14 protein-coding genes, 1 rRNA gene and 1 riboswitch are annotated in these 18,542 nt (G+C 71.7%); of the genes, 2 read left to right on the top strand and 13 right to left on the bottom strand.

Annotation, left to right across the window (positions count from 1 at the left end):
* Nucleotides 1-32 precede the first annotated feature (32 nt).
* Entirely contained in the window at nucleotides 33-2,933 is a 2,901-nt protein-coding gene (gene gcvP, locus ACFCY1_RS19530; RefSeq protein WP_074004467.1) for an aminomethyl-transferring glycine dehydrogenase, read from the bottom strand.
* A 237-nt stretch (nucleotides 2,934-3,170) separates the two neighbouring features.
* Nucleotides 3,171-3,274, bottom strand: a riboswitch (glycine riboswitch).
* A gap of 151 nt (nucleotides 3,275-3,425) precedes the next feature.
* On the opposite strand from gcvP, the gene ACFCY1_RS19525 reads away from it, so the two are divergent.
* Together ACFCY1_RS19525 and ACFCY1_RS19520 are read left to right on the top strand one after the other, a co-directional pair.
* Nucleotides 3,426-4,700: a PRC and DUF2382 domain-containing protein gene (locus tag ACFCY1_RS19525; RefSeq protein ID WP_375875369.1), complete on the top strand. Its 1,275-nt coding sequence runs from the start codon at nucleotides 3,426-3,428 to the stop codon at nucleotides 4,698-4,700.
* Nucleotides 4,701-4,916: 216 nt separating this feature from the next.
* Nucleotides 4,917-6,413: an MFS transporter gene (locus ACFCY1_RS19520; RefSeq protein WP_063780197.1), complete on the top strand. Its 1,497-nt coding sequence runs from the start codon at nucleotides 4,917-4,919 to the stop codon at nucleotides 6,411-6,413.
* Nucleotides 6,414-6,554: 141 nt separating this feature from the next.
* Here ACFCY1_RS19520 and ACFCY1_RS19515 read toward each other — a convergent pair whose 3' ends face one another.
* The 12 genes from ACFCY1_RS19515 to rrf all read right to left on the bottom strand — a co-directional run.
* On the bottom strand, nucleotides 6,555-7,994 hold the full coding sequence (locus ACFCY1_RS19515) for a DNA polymerase IV (protein WP_375875368.1): 1,440 nt from the start codon (nucleotides 7,992-7,994) through the stop codon (nucleotides 6,555-6,557).
* 72 nt (nucleotides 7,995-8,066) lie between these two features.
* Nucleotides 8,067-8,759: a vancomycin high temperature exclusion protein gene (locus ACFCY1_RS19510; protein WP_375875427.1), complete on the bottom strand. Its 693-nt coding sequence runs from the start codon at nucleotides 8,757-8,759 to the stop codon at nucleotides 8,067-8,069.
* A 124-nt stretch (nucleotides 8,760-8,883) separates the two neighbouring features.
* Nucleotides 8,884-9,528 (bottom strand): MerR family transcriptional regulator, encoded by a 645-nt coding sequence (locus tag ACFCY1_RS19505; protein WP_049653260.1) that lies wholly within the window; start codon nucleotides 9,526-9,528, stop codon nucleotides 8,884-8,886.
* Nucleotides 9,529-9,751: 223 nt separating this feature from the next.
* Nucleotides 9,752-10,228: a bifunctional nuclease family protein gene (locus ACFCY1_RS19500; protein WP_030303568.1), complete on the bottom strand. Its 477-nt coding sequence runs from the start codon at nucleotides 10,226-10,228 to the stop codon at nucleotides 9,752-9,754.
* Between the two features lie 97 nt (nucleotides 10,229-10,325).
* Complete coding sequence (locus ACFCY1_RS19495) at nucleotides 10,326-11,021, bottom strand: MerR family transcriptional regulator (protein WP_198959445.1); 696 nt, start codon at nucleotides 11,019-11,021, stop codon at nucleotides 10,326-10,328.
* 179 nt (nucleotides 11,022-11,200) lie between these two features.
* Nucleotides 11,201-11,743: an FHA domain-containing protein gene (locus ACFCY1_RS19490; protein WP_049653265.1), complete on the bottom strand. Its 543-nt coding sequence runs from the start codon at nucleotides 11,741-11,743 to the stop codon at nucleotides 11,201-11,203.
* Between the two features lie 568 nt (nucleotides 11,744-12,311).
* Entirely contained in the window at nucleotides 12,312-13,226 is a 915-nt protein-coding gene (locus tag ACFCY1_RS19485) for a DUF881 domain-containing protein (RefSeq protein WP_049653279.1), read from the bottom strand.
* Nucleotides 13,227-13,509: 283 nt separating this feature from the next.
* Nucleotides 13,510-13,842 carry a small basic family protein gene (locus ACFCY1_RS19480; protein WP_030062488.1) on the bottom strand — a complete coding sequence of 111 codons (333 nt, stop codon included), beginning with the start codon at nucleotides 13,840-13,842 and terminating at the stop codon, nucleotides 13,510-13,512.
* Entirely contained in the window at nucleotides 13,839-14,918 is a 1,080-nt protein-coding gene (locus tag ACFCY1_RS19475; RefSeq protein ID WP_049653280.1) for a DUF881 domain-containing protein, read from the bottom strand. Before ACFCY1_RS19475 ends, ACFCY1_RS19480 begins: the two co-directional genes overlap by 4 nt.
* A gap of 196 nt (nucleotides 14,919-15,114) precedes the next feature.
* Nucleotides 15,115-17,610 (bottom strand): mannose-1-phosphate guanyltransferase, encoded by a 2,496-nt coding sequence (locus ACFCY1_RS19470; RefSeq protein WP_049653268.1) that lies wholly within the window; start codon nucleotides 17,608-17,610, stop codon nucleotides 15,115-15,117.
* Between the two features lie 124 nt (nucleotides 17,611-17,734).
* The gene (locus tag ACFCY1_RS19465) at nucleotides 17,735-18,355 is read right to left on the bottom strand and encodes a CDP-alcohol phosphatidyltransferase family protein (RefSeq protein ID WP_049653270.1); all 621 of its coding nucleotides are present in this window, start codon (nucleotides 18,353-18,355) and stop codon (nucleotides 17,735-17,737) included.
* Nucleotides 18,356-18,455: 100 nt separating this feature from the next.
* Nucleotides 18,456-18,542, bottom strand: a 5S ribosomal RNA gene (gene rrf, locus ACFCY1_RS19460); the annotation flags it as partial.

Below are 18,542 nucleotides of genomic sequence, written 5' to 3'. Positions count from 1 at the left end.
CGTCCGACCCGGACCACCTGGGCCCGGTCGGGTCAGACGCCGTACTCGTCCAGCGGCGGGCAGGAGCAGACCAGGTTGCGGTCGCCGTACGCGCCGTCGATCCGGCTCACCGGCGGCCAGTACTTGTCCGCCGGGTTCACGCCCGCCGGGAAGACCGCCTCCTGCCGCGAGTAGCCGTGCGCCCAGTCGCCGGCCAGCGTGGCGGCGGTGTGCGGGGCGTTGCGCAGCGGGTTGTCGTCGGCCGCCCACTCGCCCGAGCCGACCTTGTCGACCTCGGCCCGGATGGTGATCATCGCGTCGCAGAAGCGGTCGATCTCGTGCAGGTCCTCGGACTCGGTCGGCTCGATCATCAGCGTGCCGGCCACCGGGAAGGACATCGTCGGCGCGTGGAAGCCGTAGTCGATCAGGCGCTTGGCGATGTCGTCCACCGTCACGCCCGTCTCCTTGGTCAGCGGGCGCAGGTCGATGATGCACTCGTGCGCGACCAGCCCGCCCGGACCGGTGTAGAGCACCGGGAAGTGCGGCGCCAGGCGCTTGGCGATGTAGTTGGCGTTCAGCACCGCGACCTGGGTCGCGTGCTTGAGGCCCTCGCCGCCCATCAGCCGGACGTACGCCCAGGAGATCGGCAGGATGGCCGCCGAGCCCCACGGCGCGGCCGAGATCGGGCCCACGCCGGTGGCCGGGCCGGCCTCCGGCTGCAGCGGGTGGTTCGGCAGGTACGGCGCCAGGTGGGCGCGCACCGCGACCGGGCCGACGCCCGGGCCGCCACCGCCGTGCGGGATGCAGAAGGTCTTGTGCAGGTTCAGGTGCGAGACGTCCGCGCCGAACTTGCCCGGCTTGGCCAAGCCGACCAGGGCGTTCAGGTTGGCGCCGTCCACGTACACCTGGCCGCCGGCCTCGTGCACCAGGGCGCAGATGTCGGTGATCTGGGTCTCGTACACGCCGTGGGTGGACGGGTAGGTGACCATCAGCACGGCGAGGTTGTCGCGGTGCTGCTCGATCTTCGCCTTCAGGTCCTCGACGTCCACGTCGCCGTCGACCAGGGTCTTCACCACGACCACGCGCATGCCGGCCATCACCGCGGAGGCCGCGTTGGTGCCGTGCGCCGAGGACGGGATCAGGCAGACGTCGCGCTGGGTGTCGCCGTTGGCGTGGTGGTAGGCGCGCACGGCCAGCAGACCGGCCAGCTCGCCCTGCGAGCCCGCGTTCGGCTGGATCGACACGGCGTCGTAGCCGGTCACCTCGACCAGCTGCTGCTCCAGCTGGCGGATCAGGGTCAGGAAGCCCTGGGCCTGGTCGATCGGCGCGAAGGGGTGCAGCTGGCCGAACTCCGGCCAGGTCACCGCCTCCATCTCGGTGGTCGCGTTGAGCTTCATGGTGCAGGAGCCCAGCGGGATCATGCCGCGGTCCAGCGCGTAGTCCCGGTCCGACAGGCGGCGCAGGTAGCGCAGCATGGCGGTCTCCGAGCGGTGGCTGTGGAAGACCGGGTGGGTCAGGTACTCGTCCTCGCGCAGCAGCGCGGCGGGCAGCGCGTCGGCGGCCTCGGCGACCTCGACGGCGGGGACGCCGAACGCGGCCCAGACGCCGGCCAGGTGCTCGCGGGTGGTGGTCTCGTCGGTGGAGACGGAGATCCGGTCCGCGCCGTCCTGGTGGACGTTGATGCCGTTGGCGCGGGCGGCGGCGGCGATCTCCGCGGCGCGGCCCGGGACGACGGCGGTGACGGTGTCGAAGAACTCGCCGTGCAGCAGCTCGACGCCGCCGGCCCGCAGGCCCTCGGCGAGGGCGGCGGCGTAGCGGTGGGTGCGGCGGGCGATGTCGGCCAGGCCGTCGGGGCCGTGGTAGACGGCGTACATCGAGGCCATCACGGCGAGCAGCACCTGGGCGGTGCAGATGTTGCTGGTGGCCTTCTCGCGGCGGATGTGCTGCTCGCGGGTCTGCAGCGCCAGGCGGTAGGCGCGGTTGCCGTCGACGTCGACGGAGACGCCGACCAGGCGGCCGGGCAGCGAGCGGGCGAACTCGGCGCGCACCGACAGGTAGCCGGCGTGCGGGCCGCCGAAGCCCATCGGCACGCCGAAGCGCTGCGAGGTGCCGCAGGCGATGTCGGCGCCCAGCGAGCCCGGGGACTTGAGCAGGGTCAGCGCGAGCAGGTCGGCGGCGACGGCGACGATCGCGCCCAGGCCGTGCGCCTGCTCGATCACCGCGGTGAGGTCGCGGACCACACCGGTGGCGCCCGGGTACTGGAGCAGCACGCCGAAGACGCCGCGCTCGACGATCTCGGCCGGGATGCCCTCGGACAGGTCGGCGACGACGACCTCGACACCGGTCGGCACGGCACGGGTGTTGATCACCGCGACGGTCTGCGGCAGCGTCTCGGCGTCGACCAGGAAGACGCCGCCCTTGACCTTGGTGACGCGGCGGGCCAGCGCCATCGCCTCGGCGGCCGCGGTGCCCTCGTCCAGCAGCGAGGAGCCGGAGGTCGGCAGGCCGGTCAGGTCGGAGACCAGGGTCTGGAAGTTGAGCAGCGCCTCCAGGCGGCCCTGCGAGATCTCCGGCTGGTACGGGGTGTAGGCGGTGTACCAGGCCGGGTTCTCCATGACGTTGCGCAGGATCACCGGCGGGGTGAAGGTGCCGTAGTAGCCCAGGCCGATCATCGGCTGGAGCACCTGGTTGCGGCCGGCCAGCTCGCGCAGCTCGGCGAGGACCTGGGCCTCGGTCCGGCCCGCGGGCAGGTCCAGGGCGGTGATGGAGCGGATCGCCTCGGGCACCGCGGTGGCGGCGAGCTCGTCCAGCGAGCCGTAGCCGACGGACGCCAGCATCTTCTCCTGCGCGGCGGCGTCGGGGCCAATGTGGCGGTTCTCGAAGGGGCTGGCCAGCTCAAGCTCGGTGAGGGTCGAGGCGCCGGTGGGGCGTCCCGCGTTCGGCTGGGCGTTCATGGTGGTCGAGGCCTCCTGGTCACGGACCGGCGGGGGTACGCACGCCGGCCGGCCTCGCCGCTGCGGACAGCGGACGAACCTGGGCGGGCGGACCCGACAGGCCTCCCCCTCTGTCATCGGGACCTGAGAGCTTCACCCGCACGGGGCGCTGTGGGCGCTCCGTCGGCTTGCACCGTCGGTGAGGGTGGTGATCGCCGGCTTCCGCGCCGACGCTCCTGCCCTGCTTTCCAGAGTGACCTACCCCACACGGTACGGATGCCTGAGAGATTCCGGGGAGGAGTTGCTCCTTCGGCGCTCCGACCAGCGGCTTTCGCAGTCGGAGACTCTCCCGAGCGGGCTCTGCGGTCGTCGCCCAGGGTACCAGCGGGAGGCCCCCCGATCACGGGTGCGTCAGGTCGTTCGGGGTCTACGCGCGTCCCCCGGACGGTCCAGCGCGCAGCCCGTCCGGCGCACCCCGCTCGCGTCCGTCCGATTCATGGCTTTTGGTGTGAAGTGGCGGACGGAACGGGTGCTCCGGCCGCCTTCCTGCGGGAGTTCCGCAAGCTCAGCGCACGGGAGGAAAGAGTGCAGACCGACATCGACCCCCGGGACCTCATCGGTCACAAGGCCGTCGACCGCAACGGAGACAAGATCGGCACGGTCGACGAGGTCTACCTGGACGACGCCACCGGCCGGCCCGAGTGGGCCGCGGTCCGGACCGGCATCTTCGGTCGGGACGCCTTCGTCCCGCTGACCACGAGCGAGTTCGCCGGCGACGAGCTCCGGGTGCCGTACGACAAGTCGCTGGTGAAGGAGTCGCCGGACTTCGGCGTCGGCCAGCACCTGTCCCCCGCCCAGGAGCTCCAGCTGTACCGCTACTACGGGCTCGACACCCCGATGGACGGCCGCCCGAGCCACGAGAACGGGAGCCGGCCCAAGCAGGCCGACCTCGACTTCGGCACCACGGCGGCGGCCGCCGCCGCCACGACGACCGCGGCGGCCCCGGCGAAGTCGCTCACCTTCCACACCCCCGAGCGCTCCCCCGATCCCGTTCCCGAGCCCGCCCCGGCCAGAGCCCCCGTCGCCACCGCCCCGCCCACCGCCGCCGTCACCGCCGCGGTCGCCGACAGCACCGGAACCGCCCCGGAGGCCGACATGCGGATGCTCAGCACCCCCGAGGCCACCACCGCCACCCCGGCGGCCGCGCCCGTCGCACCCACCGTGGAGCCGAGGCCGCAGTCGCAGCCCGCCCCCGCGCCCGCGCCTACGCCCGCCCCGGCGGCGACCGTCAGCGCCGCGCACGCCGACGGCGCCCCGTCCGCCCCCAGCGGCCCGGTCGAGATCACCTGCCGCGAGGAGCGGCTGGAGGTCACCACCGAGTGGCACACCCTCGGCACCGCGAAGCTGCGCAAGTACGTGACGACCGAACAGGTCGAGCGCCGCATCCCCGTGGTCCACGAGCGCGTCCGGGTCGAGCGGATGCCGGTCAGCGACGCCGAGCGCGCCACGCTCAGCGAGAAGGACATCGCCGAGGCCGTCGAGGAGGTCACCCTCCGCGAGGAGCGCGCGGTGGTCCGCAAGTACCTCGCGCCCGTCGAGCGGGTCCGCCTGGTCGTCGAGCGCTACACGACGGAGGAGGTGGTCCGGGAGGAGCTCCGCCGCGAGCACGTCGAGGTCCACGACACCACCGCCACCCAGAACACCTCCCCGGCCGGCTCGACGCCACCCCCCGCCTCACCCCCCGCCACCGACTCACCCCGCCCGGCCGCACTGCGCCCGCTCGTCTGAAACCACCCGCGAAGAGGGGCCCCGGACACCGTCCGGGGCCCCTCTCGCACACCCACCGCAGGCACCCTCCCCACACCTGCCACCCCCCACCACGGCCCTTGTCACGTACCCGACCGTTCACCTTTGCCAAAACTTAACCACTCGATATTTGACACTCTGAAGTATCTCCCTGCATGGTTACTTCAGTTCATTCACTATGTACGGGAGGAAGCAACCGTGAGTGAGGCACCACAGCCCACCACCGCGGCCGAGAAGCAGAGCAGCGCCCGGGTCCTGCCGGCCCTCATCCTGGCGATGCTGTCGTTCAGCGTGGTGCAGACCGCGGTCGTCCCGATCCTGCCCTCGCTGGCCAAGGAACTGCACGTCTCCGCGTCCAGCGTCACCTGGCTGATGACCGCCAACCTGCTCTCCGCAGCCGTGCTGACTCCCCTCCTGGGCCGCTTCGGCGACCTCCGGGGCCGCAAGCCGATGCTGCTGATCTCGCTGGCCGGCCTGGTCGCCGGTTCGGCGCTGGCGGTCAGCACCCACTCCTTCACCTGGCTGGTCGTCGCCCGTGTCCTCCAGGGCGCCGGCGGTGGCGTCCTGCCGCTGGCGATCAGCATCGTCCGTGACGAGCTGCCCAAGCAGAAGGTGACCGGCGGCGTCGCCGCCATCAGCGCCTCGATGGGCGTCGGCTCCGGCCTCGGCCTGGTCGCGACCGGTCTCCTGCTGGAGCACTGGAACTACAAGTCGATCTTCTGGATGGGCCTGGTCTTCGGCCTGATCGCGATCGCCCTGGTCGCCTTCCGCGTCCCGACCGACCCGGTGACCGACAAGGAGGGCGGCGCCGACCCGCTGGGTGCCCTCACCCTGGCCGGCTGGCTCTCCGCGCTGCTGGTCGCGGTCAGCCAGGGCAACCACTGGGGCTGGACCTCCAACAAGACGCTCGGCCTGTTCGCCGTCGCCGCCGTGGTCGCCCTGATCTGGGGGATCATCGAGACCAAGGTCGCGCACCCGCTGGTGGACATGAAGATGATGGCCCGTCCGGCCGTCGCCTTCACCAACGTGGCCGGCCTGCTCATCGGCTTCGGCATGTACGGCTCCTTCATGGTCATCAGCAACTTCGCCCAGACCCCGGAGAAGCTGACCCACTACGGCTTCACCGCCAGCGTGCTGCACGCCGGCCTCCTGCTGCTGCCGTCCGCGATCGGCTCGATGGTCGCCGCCCCGGTCGGCGCCCTGCTGATCGCCCGTCGCGGCCCGCGCCTGCCGCTGGTCCTCGGTGGCGTCCTCGGCGCCATCGCGATGGCCTACCTGGCCGTGCGCCACGGGCACGAGGGCGACATCTACACCGCCTCGGCGATCTTCGGTCTCGGCGTCGGCCTCGCCTTCGCCGCGATGCCGGCCTACATCAACGGTGCCGTCCCGGTCGAGCAGAGCGGTATCGCCAACGGCATGAACTCCGTGCTGCGCACGGTCGGTGGCGCGATCGGCACCGCCGTCATGGCCGCCATCCTGACCGGCGACACCATGAAGCTGCCGCCGCAGATCCCGCTGTCGCTGCCCACCCTGGACGCCTACAAGCACGCGTTCTGGACCGCAGCCGTGGTCTGCGTCGTCGCCGGCGTCGTCCCGTTCCTGATCCGCGGCACCAAGTCGGCCGCCACCGCGACGGTCGTCGGCGGCTCGGCCCAGCAGGACTCCAGCCCCGAGCTGGTCAAGACCGACGCCTGACGAGGCGTCCGGCCCCCGCGCTCAGGGACAGGGCGCGGGGCCCGGTCCCCGTACATCGTGAGGGCATCACGAACGCACGGGGTCCGGCACGGTGATCGGCCCCACCCGGTACTCCCCCACCGGGTGGGGCCGCTTCGCGTTTCAGGCTCCTTCCCCCGGCCCGCCGTTCCCCTCCGACACACCGTCCGGCCCCTTGTCCGGTGCCTCGTCCGCACCCGCGTCCCGGCGCAGCGGCAGCGGCCGGGACGGTTCGAGCGCCGGGTCGTCCACCGCGAAGGTCCGTACCCGCCCCGGCCCGTCCCACGGCGTCTCGAACCGTACGGTGACCCTCCCGACGCCGCTGCCCTGCACCCAGCCCGGACCGAACTCCTCGTGCCGGACGTCCTGTCCGGGCACCCACCGCCGCACCACGACGGCCTCCGGCTCCACCTCGGCCTCCTCGGCCTCGGCCGCCGCCTCCGCGTGCTCCGCGGCCTCCTCCCGCAGCGCCTGGGCGAACAGGTCCTCCTGGGTGTAGTCGGCGAGTTGGGCGACGCCCACGCCGAGCAGCCGGACCCCGCCGGTGATCTCCACCTGCTCGGCCAGCCGGCGCGCGGTCGCGGTGATCACCGCCTCGTCGTCGGTGGGCCCGCCGAGCGTCTCCGAGCGGGTCAGCGTCGAGAAGTCGAACCGTCGGACCTTGAGCACCACCGTCCGCCCCGAGCGCCCGGCCGCCCGCAGCCGCCGTACGCACCGGCCGGCCAGGGCCTCCACCTCGCGCAGCACCCGTTCCCGGTCGGCCAGGTCCACCTCGTAGGTGTCCTCCACCGACACGGACTTGGCGTCCTGGTCGGCGATTACCGGCCGCTCGTCCAGCCCTATGGACATCTGGAAGATCCCGGCGCCGTGCGCCCGCCCGACCAGCTGCACCAGCTCCGCCTCCCCCGCCTCCGCGAGGTCGGCCACCGTGCTCAGCCCGGCCCGGCGCAGCACCTGTTCGGTGGCCGGCCCGATCCCGGGCAGCGCCCGCACCGGCATCGGGCCGAGCACGGCCCGCTCCTGCCCGGGCTCGATCATGACCAGTCCGTCCGGCTTGGCCTGCTCGGAGGCGATCTTGGCCATCAGCTTGGACCCGGCCGCCCCGACCGAGCCGGTCAGCCCGGTCGACCGCTGGATGTCCGCCCGCAGGTCCTCCGCGAGCGCGAGGACCAGCCGTTCGCCGGTCTCGTGGTCCGCCTCCAGCAGCGCCGGTCCGTACGGGCCTGCCTCCAGGTCCACGAAGGCCTCGTCCAGGCTGAGCGGCTGCACCAGCGGGGACAGCTGCCGCAGCAGCCCCATCACGATCTCGCTGTTCTGCCGGTAGGCCTCGAACCGCCCCGCCAGGAAGGCCGCGTTGGGGCAGAGCCGGCGCGCCTGCGCCATCGGCATCGCCGAGTGCACCCCGAACCTGCGCGCCTCGTACGAGGCCGTGGAGACCACCCCGCGCCCGCCGAGCCCGCCGACGACCACCGGCTTGCCGCGCAGGCTGGGCTTGGCCGCCTGCTCCACCGCCGCGAAGAAGGCGTCCATGTCGAGGTGGATGATGCTCGGCAGAGATCGCACCCGCCGATCATCGCGTACGGGTCCGACAGTGCGTACGAACCGGGCCGGAGGCCCCGCTCCCGGCCCCCGTCGCTACTGCTTCGCGGCCTCCGCCAGCGCCTTCGGAATGCCGTCCTCCCGGGGCCCGAGGAACACCGGGTCCGGCCGCAGCCAGGCGTTGGCCGCCGCCTTGCCCGCCCCGGCGACCTCCCGCAGCCCGCCGTACAGCCAGGTCGCGTCGTGCAGTTCCGGCACCCCGACCGCGTACGAGCGGATGCCCGCCGCCTCGCACAGCGCCAGCGCCCGGCGGACGTGGAAGTCCTGGCTGACCAGCACCGCGTGGTCCACCCCGAAGATCCGGCGCGCCCGGGTGCAGGAGTCCCAGGTGTCGAAGCCCGCGTAGTCCCGCACCACCCGGTCCTCGGGAACGCCGTTCCGGGTCAGGTAGTCGTACATCGCGTCGGGCTCGGAGTACTCGACCCGCCCGTTGTCCCCGGTCACCAGGATCGCCCGCACCTTCCCCTCCCGGTACAGGTCCACCGCCGCGACCAGCCGGTGCTCCAGGTACGGGGAGGGCTTGCCCTGGTACAGGCCGGCCCCGAAGACCACCGCGACCGGCGCGGCGGGCGCGCTCTCCACGGTGCCCACCCGGTCCCCCGCGGCGAACCACACCCAGGCGCTCGGCGCCAGCGCCAGCGAGCAGAGCACCGTTCCGACCTGGAACACCCTGCGCTGCGTCCGCCGCTGCCGCAGTTGGGCCCCCAGCAGTCCGGCCCTGCGCCGCAGCAGCCCCGATATGCCGGTACCGACTCCCACGTGCCCTCCCTCGATCACATCAACCGGGGAACACGACGGGGCCGCGGGTCCGAACGGTTCCCCGTCCGGGCCCGCGGCCCCGTCGAACGCCTGCTCAGACCGCCCGGTTGCGCCGCTGGGCCAGCTCGTCGGCCGGGTCGTGCCCGACCATCGTCTCGCCGGTGTCGGTGCGCTCGGCGTGCAGCCGCCCGAGGGTGAGCTCCAGCTCCTGCCAGACCGCTCCGACCGCGATGCCGAAGACCCCCTGACCGCCCTTCAGCAGGTCCACCACCTGCTGCGGCGTCGTGCACTCGTACACCGTCGCGCCGTCGCACATCAGCGTCATCCCCGCCAGGTCGGCCTGGTCGGCGGCCTGGAGATGGGCGACCGCCACCCGGATGTTCTGCAGCGAGACACCCGCGTCGAGCAGCCGCTTCACGATCTTCAGCAGCAGGATGTCGCGGAAGCTGTAGAGCCGCTGGCTGGTCGACGGGTACGCGGTGCGGACGCTGGGCTCCAGCAGTCCGGTGCGGGCCCAGTAGTCCAGCTGACGGTAGGTGATGCCGGCCGCCGCGCAGGCCGTCGGGCCCCGGAAGCCGAGCAGGTCGGACGTCGGGGCCAGCCGTTCGATGGCCGGCTGGCCCGCCTGTACGGCCGGGAACCTGCCGACCCGGGGGAAATCCGTGACGGTGCGAGCGGTGCGCGGCATGTGCACGGCGCACCGGCCTCCCACGGCCGCGTCATCGCCGGTGCTGCTCATGCCTGCCTCCGTCCACTTGTGCTGCGGGCAACCCGACTGCGGGCATCGGCCACCCGGACAGCCACTCCTGACGGTAGGCAGTCCCCTATGACCCGTCAACGATCGCCACGCCGGGCCAGACAAACCACATCACTCAGGAGAGTGGTTTTTCGTGCCCCTAGTGTGGGTAGATGGACGGATTTTGGCAAAACGATGGGCCGAAAGGCCGCACGGTCGGGCCCCGCTACTGCGGGCCGCTGCCGCCGAAGTCCTCGGGCGACACCTGGTCGAGGAACTCGCGGAACTTCTCGACCTCGTCCTCCTGCTCGTCCGGGATCGCGATGCCCGCCTCGGCGAGCACCTCCTCGCTCCCGTAGATCGGCGTGCCGGTGCGCAGCGCCAGCGCTATGGCGTCGGACGGCCGTGCGCTCACCTCGACCCCGCCGGCGAACACCAGCTCGGCGTAGAACACGCCCTCCCGCAGGTCGGTGATCCGGACCTCGGTGAGCTGCTGGCCGAGCGCCTCCAGGACGTCCTTGAAGAGGTCGTGCGTCAGCGGCCGCACCGGCGTCATGCCCTGCTGGGCGAAGGCGATCGCGGTCGCCTCGCCGGGGCCGATCCAGATCGGCAGATAGCGATCTCCCCCGACCTCCCGCAGCAGCACGATCGGCTGGTTGGAAGGCATCTCCACTCGGACACCCACGACGTCGAGCTCATTCACACAGGCAACCCTATGGCTCCGCTCCCGGATATGAAAGCGCAGGGCCGACGCCGCTGGTCAGCGCGGTGCGGCCAGGGCGCGCCGCGGGCGGCACGCGCTATCCACGCGTCCGCATCCCGGCCTGGACCATGGCCGCGTGCAGCCGTACGGACAGCGTCGCGAGCTCCCGGGCGGTGGCCTCCGCGTGCGCCCTGGTCTGCGGGTTCCGGTGCCGGCGCAACGGCGCCACCACCTGTTCCACCAGCGCGATCTCGCGGTCCGCCGCGGCCTTCATGGCGCGCAGGTGCCGGGGCTCCAGCCCGTACCGGCCGAGCTCCGCGACCAGCCGGGCCACCTGGAGCGCCTCGCCGTCGTAGCCGCCGTCCGGTCCCGGGGCGACGAGCCCGTAGGACTCCCACTCGGCCAGTTCCGGCTCCCCGGCCTCGGCCGCCGCGAGCAGTTCGGCGCGCCCCAGCCGGACGCCGGAGGGCACCTCGCCGCCGGCCACCAGCTCCCGGTCCGCCTCCTCCAGCGGCCCGGGCCGGGTGTCGGCGGCGGAGGGCAGCGCGGGCGGGTTCTCACCGCGCTCGATGGCGTCCAGGTGCTCCCGGATCACCCGCAGCGGCAGGTAGTGGTCCCGCTGCATGCGCAGGACGTAGGCCAGCCGCTCGACGTCGGCCGGGCTGAACTTGCGGTACCCCGAGGGCGTGCGCTGCGGCTCGACCAACCCCTCCGCCTCCAGGAAGCGGATCTTGGAGATGGTGACCTCGGGGAAGTCGTCGCGCAGGAAGGCCAGCACCGCGCCGATGCTCAGCAGCTCGTCACCGCCGCGCCGGCGGCCGGCGGGCCGCTCGGCCCGGACCGGCTGCCGCGGGCCCGCGACCACCCCGCGTCCGCCGCGGTCCGCCTGCGGACCGGACGGGGTTGGGGTGGCCGCCCCGAGAGAAGAGGAAGGGGTATTCGTATTCACTCGGGCTCCTGCCGACGTCGTTTTCAGTACCCCCGGTTGTGGCCGGCGAAGAACACCAGCCGGTACTTCCCGATCTGCACCTCGTCGCCGTTGTTCAGCGGCACCTCGTCGATCCGCTCCCGGTTCACGTAGGTGCCGTTGAGGCTGCCCACGTCCGCGACGCTGAAGCCGGCCGGGGTGCGGCGGAACTCCACGTGGCGGCGCGAGACCGTGACGTCGTCGAGGAAGATGTCACCCTGCGGGTGGCGACCCGCCGTGGTGACGTCCGAGTCCAGCAGGAACCGGCTGCCGGAGTTCGGACCGCGCTGCACGATCAGCAGGGCCGAGCCCGGCGGCAGCGCGTCGATCGCCGACAGCACCTCGGCCGACAGGGCCGGCGTGGCGCCGGTGCCGGTCGTGGTGGTGGGGTCGTACGACTCCAGGCCGGAGATGGAGATGGTCGACGTGGTCTCCGCCGCCCCCTCCGGAAGCAGGCCGCCGCGCAGCGCCGTGCCGCAGTTGGAACAGAACCGGGCCGCGGCCGGGTTCCGGTTGCCGCACCTGGGGCACGGAGTGGGGCCAGCCATGTTCACAGCCTCCTGGCGCGGCACACCCGACGGGTTGTGCCCGGCGTACGGATCCGGGGCAAACCCTCCACCAGAGGTTGAGGGTCCTGACGGGAAACCTATGCGCGGCTCGCCGGAGGGGTCAACCGACGCGCCGTAGCCCGCCTGATTCCCCGCGTACTGGGCGGCGCCGCCGTCCCGGTACAGCTGCTGACCTGCGTACGGCGCGGCCTCGGGGGCCGGACGCATGCCCGGCACTGCGGGCTCGTCCTCCGGTCGGCGGTGACGCGCGGTGGGCGCCTCGACGGCGGCGGCGTCACGGCCCTTGTTACGACCGAACAACTTCGAGAAGAAACTCACGGGCGAATCCCCTTGCGTGTGACAGACCCGCCCGCGGGGCAGGGTGAGAACCTCGGACATGCTGCGGGCCCGGTCGTTGCGGCTCGGGCCCGCTGGAGTGGTACTCCGGCGGTTGGTACTGCGGTTGTTGCTCCGGAGCGTACTGGTGCGAACCAGTCTCGCCCATGTGACGGCGGCGCCCCGCAGCGGGTGCCGCCCGCCCTTGACGGGCCGTTCGCCGGGCGCCCCGTCACTTCGAAGCCGGCTTGGCGTACTGCGGCGACTTCGGGTCCACGAGGGCGTCGACGACCACCTTCTGCTGCTGGGCGATCGTCGCCCGCGCCTGGTGGCTCTCCAACGTGCGGACGACACCTCCCGGGATGTTCAGCGCGGGTGTCAGATCCTGCGGGTTCCCCACGACCGTGAAGCGGTAGGGCTGCGAGACCTTCTTCCCGTCGATCTGCACCCCACCGGCCGACAGGTCGGTGAAGTAGGTGTTGACCACCACGCGCACATCGTTGATCTGAATCGCCTCCGCCCCCGCCGCTCGAAGTTCTTGCAGGGTGTCCAGCAGCATATCTGCCTTCACCTGCCCTTGGGGATCATCGACCGTGAGTACGATGCCCGGACCAGTGGCTTTGACGGTGCCGGCGAGCACGCCGAGCTCCGTCGCCTTCTTCCTGGTCTGCTCCTGGGCCTCCTTGGCCTGGTTGGAGCTGTTCTCCAACTTCGCCAGGGACTGCTCCAGCTCCGCCTTCTCCTGCTGAAGACGTTGCTGACGGCTGTCCAGTTCATCGAGGATCCGCACCAGGTCCTCCTGGCGGGCCCCGCGGAGCTGACTGTGGTGGTCGTTGGTCGACCGCACCTGGATCGCCAGCCCCAGGCCGAGCGAGAACAGCAGCAGCGCCACCACCAGCTGCCCGCGCGACAGCCGCGGCGGCCAGAGCGCCGCCTTCAGGCGCCGCCGGCCGGCACTCCGGTCCGCGACAGGCTCGGGCTCGGGTTCCGGCTCGGACCCCGCTTCCGGCGCGGGCTCCGGGCCCGACACGGGCTCGGGCGTGGGCTCGGGCTCAGCGGCAGGCGCGGACTCCGGCTTCGCCCCGGTCTTCGGCTCGGTCTTCGGCTCGTCCCCGGGGGCCGGCGCGGTGACCTTCGTGAGCCGCAGCGTCGGCTCGGGCACCGAACCGGCCTCAAGCTCAGCCTTAGCGTCAGACTTCTCCGCCGAGGCGACGACGGGCCCCACGGCCTCGGCGGTCTCCCCGGCCGTCCCGGCAGCCTCGTCCGCGTCCGCCGCACTGTCCGTCCGAGGTGCGTCCACGACCTCCCGGACGGGCTTCGACACCGCCTTCTCGACCGTTTTCCCGCCCGGCTCTCCAGCCGGTTTCCCGGCGGCCGGCCCGGCCACCGCCGCCTCCCGCCCGTCCTCCGCCGCGGGCTCGCGGCCCGACTCAGGCACGGAAGACATGGCGCCGGATCGCGGCCGCGTTGGAGAAGATGCGGATGCCGAGGACGACGACCACGCCGGTGGACAGCTGCGAGCCGACGCCCAGCTGGTCACCGAGGAAGACGATCAGTGCCGCGACCACCACGTTCGACAGGAACGAGACGATGAACACCTTGTCGTTGAAGATCCCGTCGAGCATCGCCCGGACGCCGCCGAACACGGCGTCCAGCGCCGCCACCACCGCGATCGGCAGGTAGGGCACGACGGCGTCCGGCACCTCGGGTTGGACGAAGAGGCCGACGACCACCCCGATCACAAGACCCAGTACGGCAATCACGGTCTGGCTGCTCCTGTCCCTGTCGTGGTCTTGGTGGTTCCGGTCGGCGGACGCCGCTTGGCGGTGGAAGCACCGCTGGTCGGGGCCGACGAGGCGGAAGCGGAAGGCGAGGCCGACGGTGAGACGGACGCGCCGGGGCTCTCCTGGGTTCCGGCTCCGGCCGGCGGCGTTGCGCCCGCGGTCGCCGGGGGCGAGGCCTCGGGCGTCACCGGCTGCGCGGTCCGCAGCGTCACCCCCACCGCCGCCGGCAGCGTCAGGTTCTTCTGCACGGAGAGCGTCGACTTGATGCCGTACTGCTCCTGGAGCAGCCGCAGGTATTGCCCGGCCATGTCCTTCTCGAAGGCGGTGAGGAGCTTCGAGCCGTCCCCGATCGCCTGGATGTTGTACGGCGGCACCAGCGGCCGGTTGTCCACCAGCACCGCCTCGCCCGCGGCCCGGATCGCGGACAGCGCGGTCAGCCGCTGGCCGTTGATCGCGATCGCCTCGGCCCCGGATCCCCAGAGGCCGTTCACCACCAGCTGCAGGTCGCGGTCCCGCAGCCGGCCGCTGTTGGAGAAGCCCTGCCCGGCCCTCGGGTCGACGTTGCCGCCGCTGCCCGTGCCCGCGGCGTCCTCCAGGACCAGCTTCACGCCCGGCCCGGTGACCTGGCCCAGGCCCACGGCCCCGCTCACCCCGCCGGGATCGGCGTCGCCCGAGGCGAGCGCCTGCTGCTGCGTGCTGTCGACCTTGAGCCGCAGCTCCTGCACCTGCTTCTGCAACCGGTCGGCCGAGGTGTTGCTGTCGTTGATCCGGTGGATCAGCGCGTCCCGTTCCTTGGCCAGCGAGGGCTCGGCCTTGTGCGCGTTCACCGCGCCCACCGTCACCACCGCGCCGACCAGCGCCAGCCCCGCCCCGAGCGTCAGCAGCCCCGGCAGGGTCCCGGGTATCCGGCTGTCGCGGGCACCGCCGCGCGCGGCGGCCGCCTCCGCGTAGCCCTCGTCCAGGCTGTGGTCCATCACGTTGGTCAGCAAGGACATCGAGGCGTCCGGGCGGTTGTACCGTCCGTTCGGGGCACTCGGCGTCGGCGTCGCTGGCATGGAGACCATCGTCCCATGTCGTCGAGGGGGCCCGTGCACGGCCCCTGAGCTGCACACACGCTGCACACATGACGGAATGTGACGGAATATTCCGAATGATGTGAAAACGGACAGAGGGGCGCGCGGGTCACACCGCGCGCCCCGCCGTCCGAGGCGGTTCCGAGCTCAGCTCCTGATCGTGCTCAGTCCCGGTTCGTCACCGTCCCGCTCCGTCGACCACGGCCGCCCACTCGTCCAGCAGGGCCTCGGTGGCCTCGTCATCGGGGCCCTCCGCCCAGAGGTGGGTGACCGCCTCGGCCGGGTCCGGGAGCACCAGCGTCCAGCGCCCGTCCGCCTCGACCACCCGGACGCCGTCGGTGGTGTCCAGCCGACGGCTGCCGGCCGCCTCCACCACCGAGCGCATGACCATGCCCTTGGCGGCCCACGGCGTCGCGATGTCCCGGCGCCGGATGTGCGCCTGCGGGATCCGGGCGTCGATCTGGCTCAGCGTGAGCTGGGTCCGCGCCACCAGGCCGACCAGCCGGACGAACGCCGCGGCACCGTCCAGCACCCCGCTGAACTCGGGCACCACGAAGCCGCCGCGCCCGTCCCCGCCGAACACCGTGCCCTCGGCGGAGGCCGCCTTCGCGAGGTCGTCCGGCGTCGTCGTGGTCCAGATGACCTGGGTGCCGTGGTACGCGGCGACCTGCTCGGCGATCCGGGTGGTGGTCACCGGCAGTGCCACCTGCCCGCTGCGCCGCTCGGCGGCGACCAGGTCCAGCAGCACCAGCAGGGCCCGGTCGTCGTCGATCACCCGCCCGAGCTCGTCCACGAACGCGACGCGCTCGCCCACCGGATCGAACCGCACCCCGAAGGCCGCCCGCGAGGAGGCGACCAGCTCACCGAGCCTGGCCAGGCCCGCCCGCCGCGTTTCCGCGTCCTCGGTCGGCCGCGCCTCGTCCAGCCCGCTGGAGACGGTGAGCGCCTCGACCCCGAGTCGGCCCAGGATGCTCGGCAGGACGAGGCCCGCGCTGCCGTGCGCGGTGTCCACGACCACCTTCAGCCCGGCCTCCCGGACTCCGGTCGTGTCCACCGTCCGCAGCAGGTTTCCCGCGTAGGAGTCGAAGACGCTGGAGGGGAAGGTCAGGTCCCCGATCTCACCGGGGAAGGCCCGCCGGAACTCCTGGCGCGCGTAGACGCGGTCGAGCTTGCGCTGGCCGGCCTGCGAGAGGTCCGCCCCGCGCTCGTCGAAGAAGAGGATGTCCAGCGAGTCCGGCACACCCGGCGTGGTCCGCAGGAAGATCCCGCCCGCGCTCCCCCGCGCCGTGTGCTGCCGGGCCACCGGCATGGGCACGTTCTCGAGGTCGCGGACGTCGATCGCGGAGGTCTGGAGCGCCGAGATCATCGCCCGTTTGAGCGCACGCGCACCACGCGAGTGGTCACGCGCGATGGTGACGGTGGCACCCTTCTTCAGCGTCGTCGCGTACGCCCCCGCCAGCCGGACGGCCAGCTCCGGGGTGATCTCGACGTTCAGGATGCCCGAGACGCCGCGGACCCCGAACAGGTGCTCCTGGCCGCGCGACTCCCAGATCACCGAGGTGTTGACGACGGCGCCGGCCTCGATGGTCTTGAACGGGTAGACCCGGACGTTCGCCCCGATGATCGACTCCTCGCCGACCAGGCACTCGTCCCCGATCACCGCGCCGTCCTCGATCCGCGCGGCCCGCATCACGTCGGTGTTCTTGCCGACCACGCAGCCCCGCAGATTGCTCTGCGGCCCGACGTACACGTTGTCGTGCACCACCGCCCTGTGCAGGAACGCGCCGCGCTTGACGACCACGTTGCTGCCCAGCACGGTGTGCTCGCGGATCTCCACGCCGGCCTCGACCTTGGCGTAGTCCCCGATGTACAGCGGCCCGCGCAGCACCGCCTCCGGGTCCACCTCGGCGCCCTCGGCGACCCAGACCCCCGGGGAGATCTCGAACCCGTCGAGCTCGACGTCGACCTTGCCCTCCAGGACGTCCGCCTGGGCCTTGCCGTAGCTCTCGTGGGTGCCCACGTCCTCCCAGTAGCCCTCGGCGACGTACCCGTAGACCCGCTTGCCCTCCTTCAGGAGCTGGGGGAAGACGTCACTCGACCAGTCGACGGACTCGCCCGCCGCGACGTAGTCGAAGACCTCGGGTTCCATCACGTAGATACCGGTGTTCACCGTGTCGGAGAAGACCTGCCCCCAGGTCGGCTTCTCCAGGAACCGCTCGACCCTCCCCTCCTCGTCCGTGATCGTGATGCCGAACTCCAGTGGATTCGGCACCCTCGTGAGACAGACGGTGACCAGAGCGTTCTTACTGCGGTGAAAGTCGATCAATTCCGAGAGATTGAAGTCGGTCAACGCGTCACCGGAGATCACCAGAAAGGAATCGTCCTTGAGCGCGTCCTCGGCGTTCTTGACACTCCCCGCAGTGCCCAGTGGCGTCTCCTCGTGGGCATAGGTCAGATGCATGCCCAGCTCTTCGCCGTCACCGAAATAGTTCTTGACCAGCGACGCCAGGAACTGCACGGTGACGACGGTGTCGGAGAGGCCGTGCCGCTTCAGCAGCCGAAGCACGTGCTCCATGATCGGCCTATTGGCGACCGGAAGCAGCGGCTTCGGCATGCTGGAGGTCATCGGGCGGAGTCGAGTGCCCTCGCCCCCTGCCATTACAACGGCTTTCATTACGGGTGCGTCCTCCTTCGCGGTGGTGGACCGGCAGGTCCATCAAAGCGTTCCAGAAGGTTCTCTACCCGGAAGGTATCGTCCGACGCACCGAGGAGGCGTGGGGCTTCTCTCAGATCACGTCTCAGACTGTGGACGCCGGGCCCGCGGTGCTCCCCCGGACGATCTGCCGCGCCTGGACCGCGTAAAGAATCGCGGCCCACCAGTACAAGGTCGTCCCCCACCAGATGAACGCCCAGCTCACCACCTCGGCCGGCCGGGCGATCCAGCTGTCGACACTGCCGAGCAGCAGAAGCGGAAACGCGTACATCAGATTGAAGGTCGCGGCCTTCCCCAGGAAACTCGTCTGGAGCGGTCCGTAACCGCGCCGGGCCAGAATCGGCAGCAGGCCGGCGATGAATGCCTCACGGGCCAACAGGATCGCGGTGAGCCACCACGGCAGAATCCCACGCCACGTCAACCCGACCAGCGTGGACAGCACGTACAGCCGGTCGGCCAGCGGATCGAGCAGCTGCCCCACCCGGCTGATCTGCCCCCACCGGCGGGCGAGCTTCCCGTCCAGGTAGTCGCTGATCCCGCTCAACATCAGGATCAGCAGCGCCCAACCGTCATTGTTGGGCCCGTCGAAGACCGGCCACAGGATGAGCCAGAGGAAGAGCGGAACACCGACCAGCCGGCCCATGCTCAGCATATTGGGGATGGTGAGGACGCGATCGGTCTGGACCCGCGTCTCCTGGACCTCCACCCGGGGGGCCTCCTGTCCCGTGTGACGACAATTGCATGTTGACCCTACAACAGAGAAGCCCCCGACCGGTTCACCCGGCGGGGGCTTCTCTAGAAGAATTGTTCGGCGGCGTCCTACTCTCCCACAGGGTCCCCCCTGCAGTACCATCGGCGCTGTAAGGCTTAGCTTCCGGGTTCGGAATGTAACC

It is taken from the genome of Kitasatospora sp. NPDC056273 (assembly GCF_042268845.1).
Taxonomy (GTDB): Bacteria; Actinomycetota; Actinomycetes; order Streptomycetales; family Streptomycetaceae; genus Kitasatospora.
The sequence above is the reverse complement of the archived record's forward strand: the minus strand, read 5'-3'. Positions and strand labels throughout refer to the sequence as shown.

What these genes read in the sequence shown, in the direction of transcription:
- gcvP (WP_074004467.1), bottom strand. Translation starts at nt 2,933, where the DNA reads ATGAACGCCCAGCCGAACGCGGGACGCCCCACCGGCGCCTCGACCCTC.
- ACFCY1_RS19505 (WP_049653260.1), bottom strand. Translation starts at nt 9,528, where the DNA reads ATGAGCAGCACCGGCGATGACGCGGCCGTGGGAGGCCGGTGCGCCGTG.
- ACFCY1_RS19490 (WP_049653265.1), bottom strand. Translation starts at nt 11,743, where the DNA reads ATGGCTGGCCCCACTCCGTGCCCCAGGTGCGGCAACCGGAACCCGGCC.
- ACFCY1_RS19475 (WP_049653280.1), bottom strand. Translation starts at nt 14,918, where the DNA reads ATGCCAGCGACGCCGACGCCGAGTGCCCCGAACGGACGGTACAACCGC.
- ACFCY1_RS19470 (WP_049653268.1), bottom strand. Translation starts at nt 17,610, where the DNA reads ATGAAAGCCGTTGTAATGGCAGGGGGCGAGGGCACTCGACTCCGCCCG.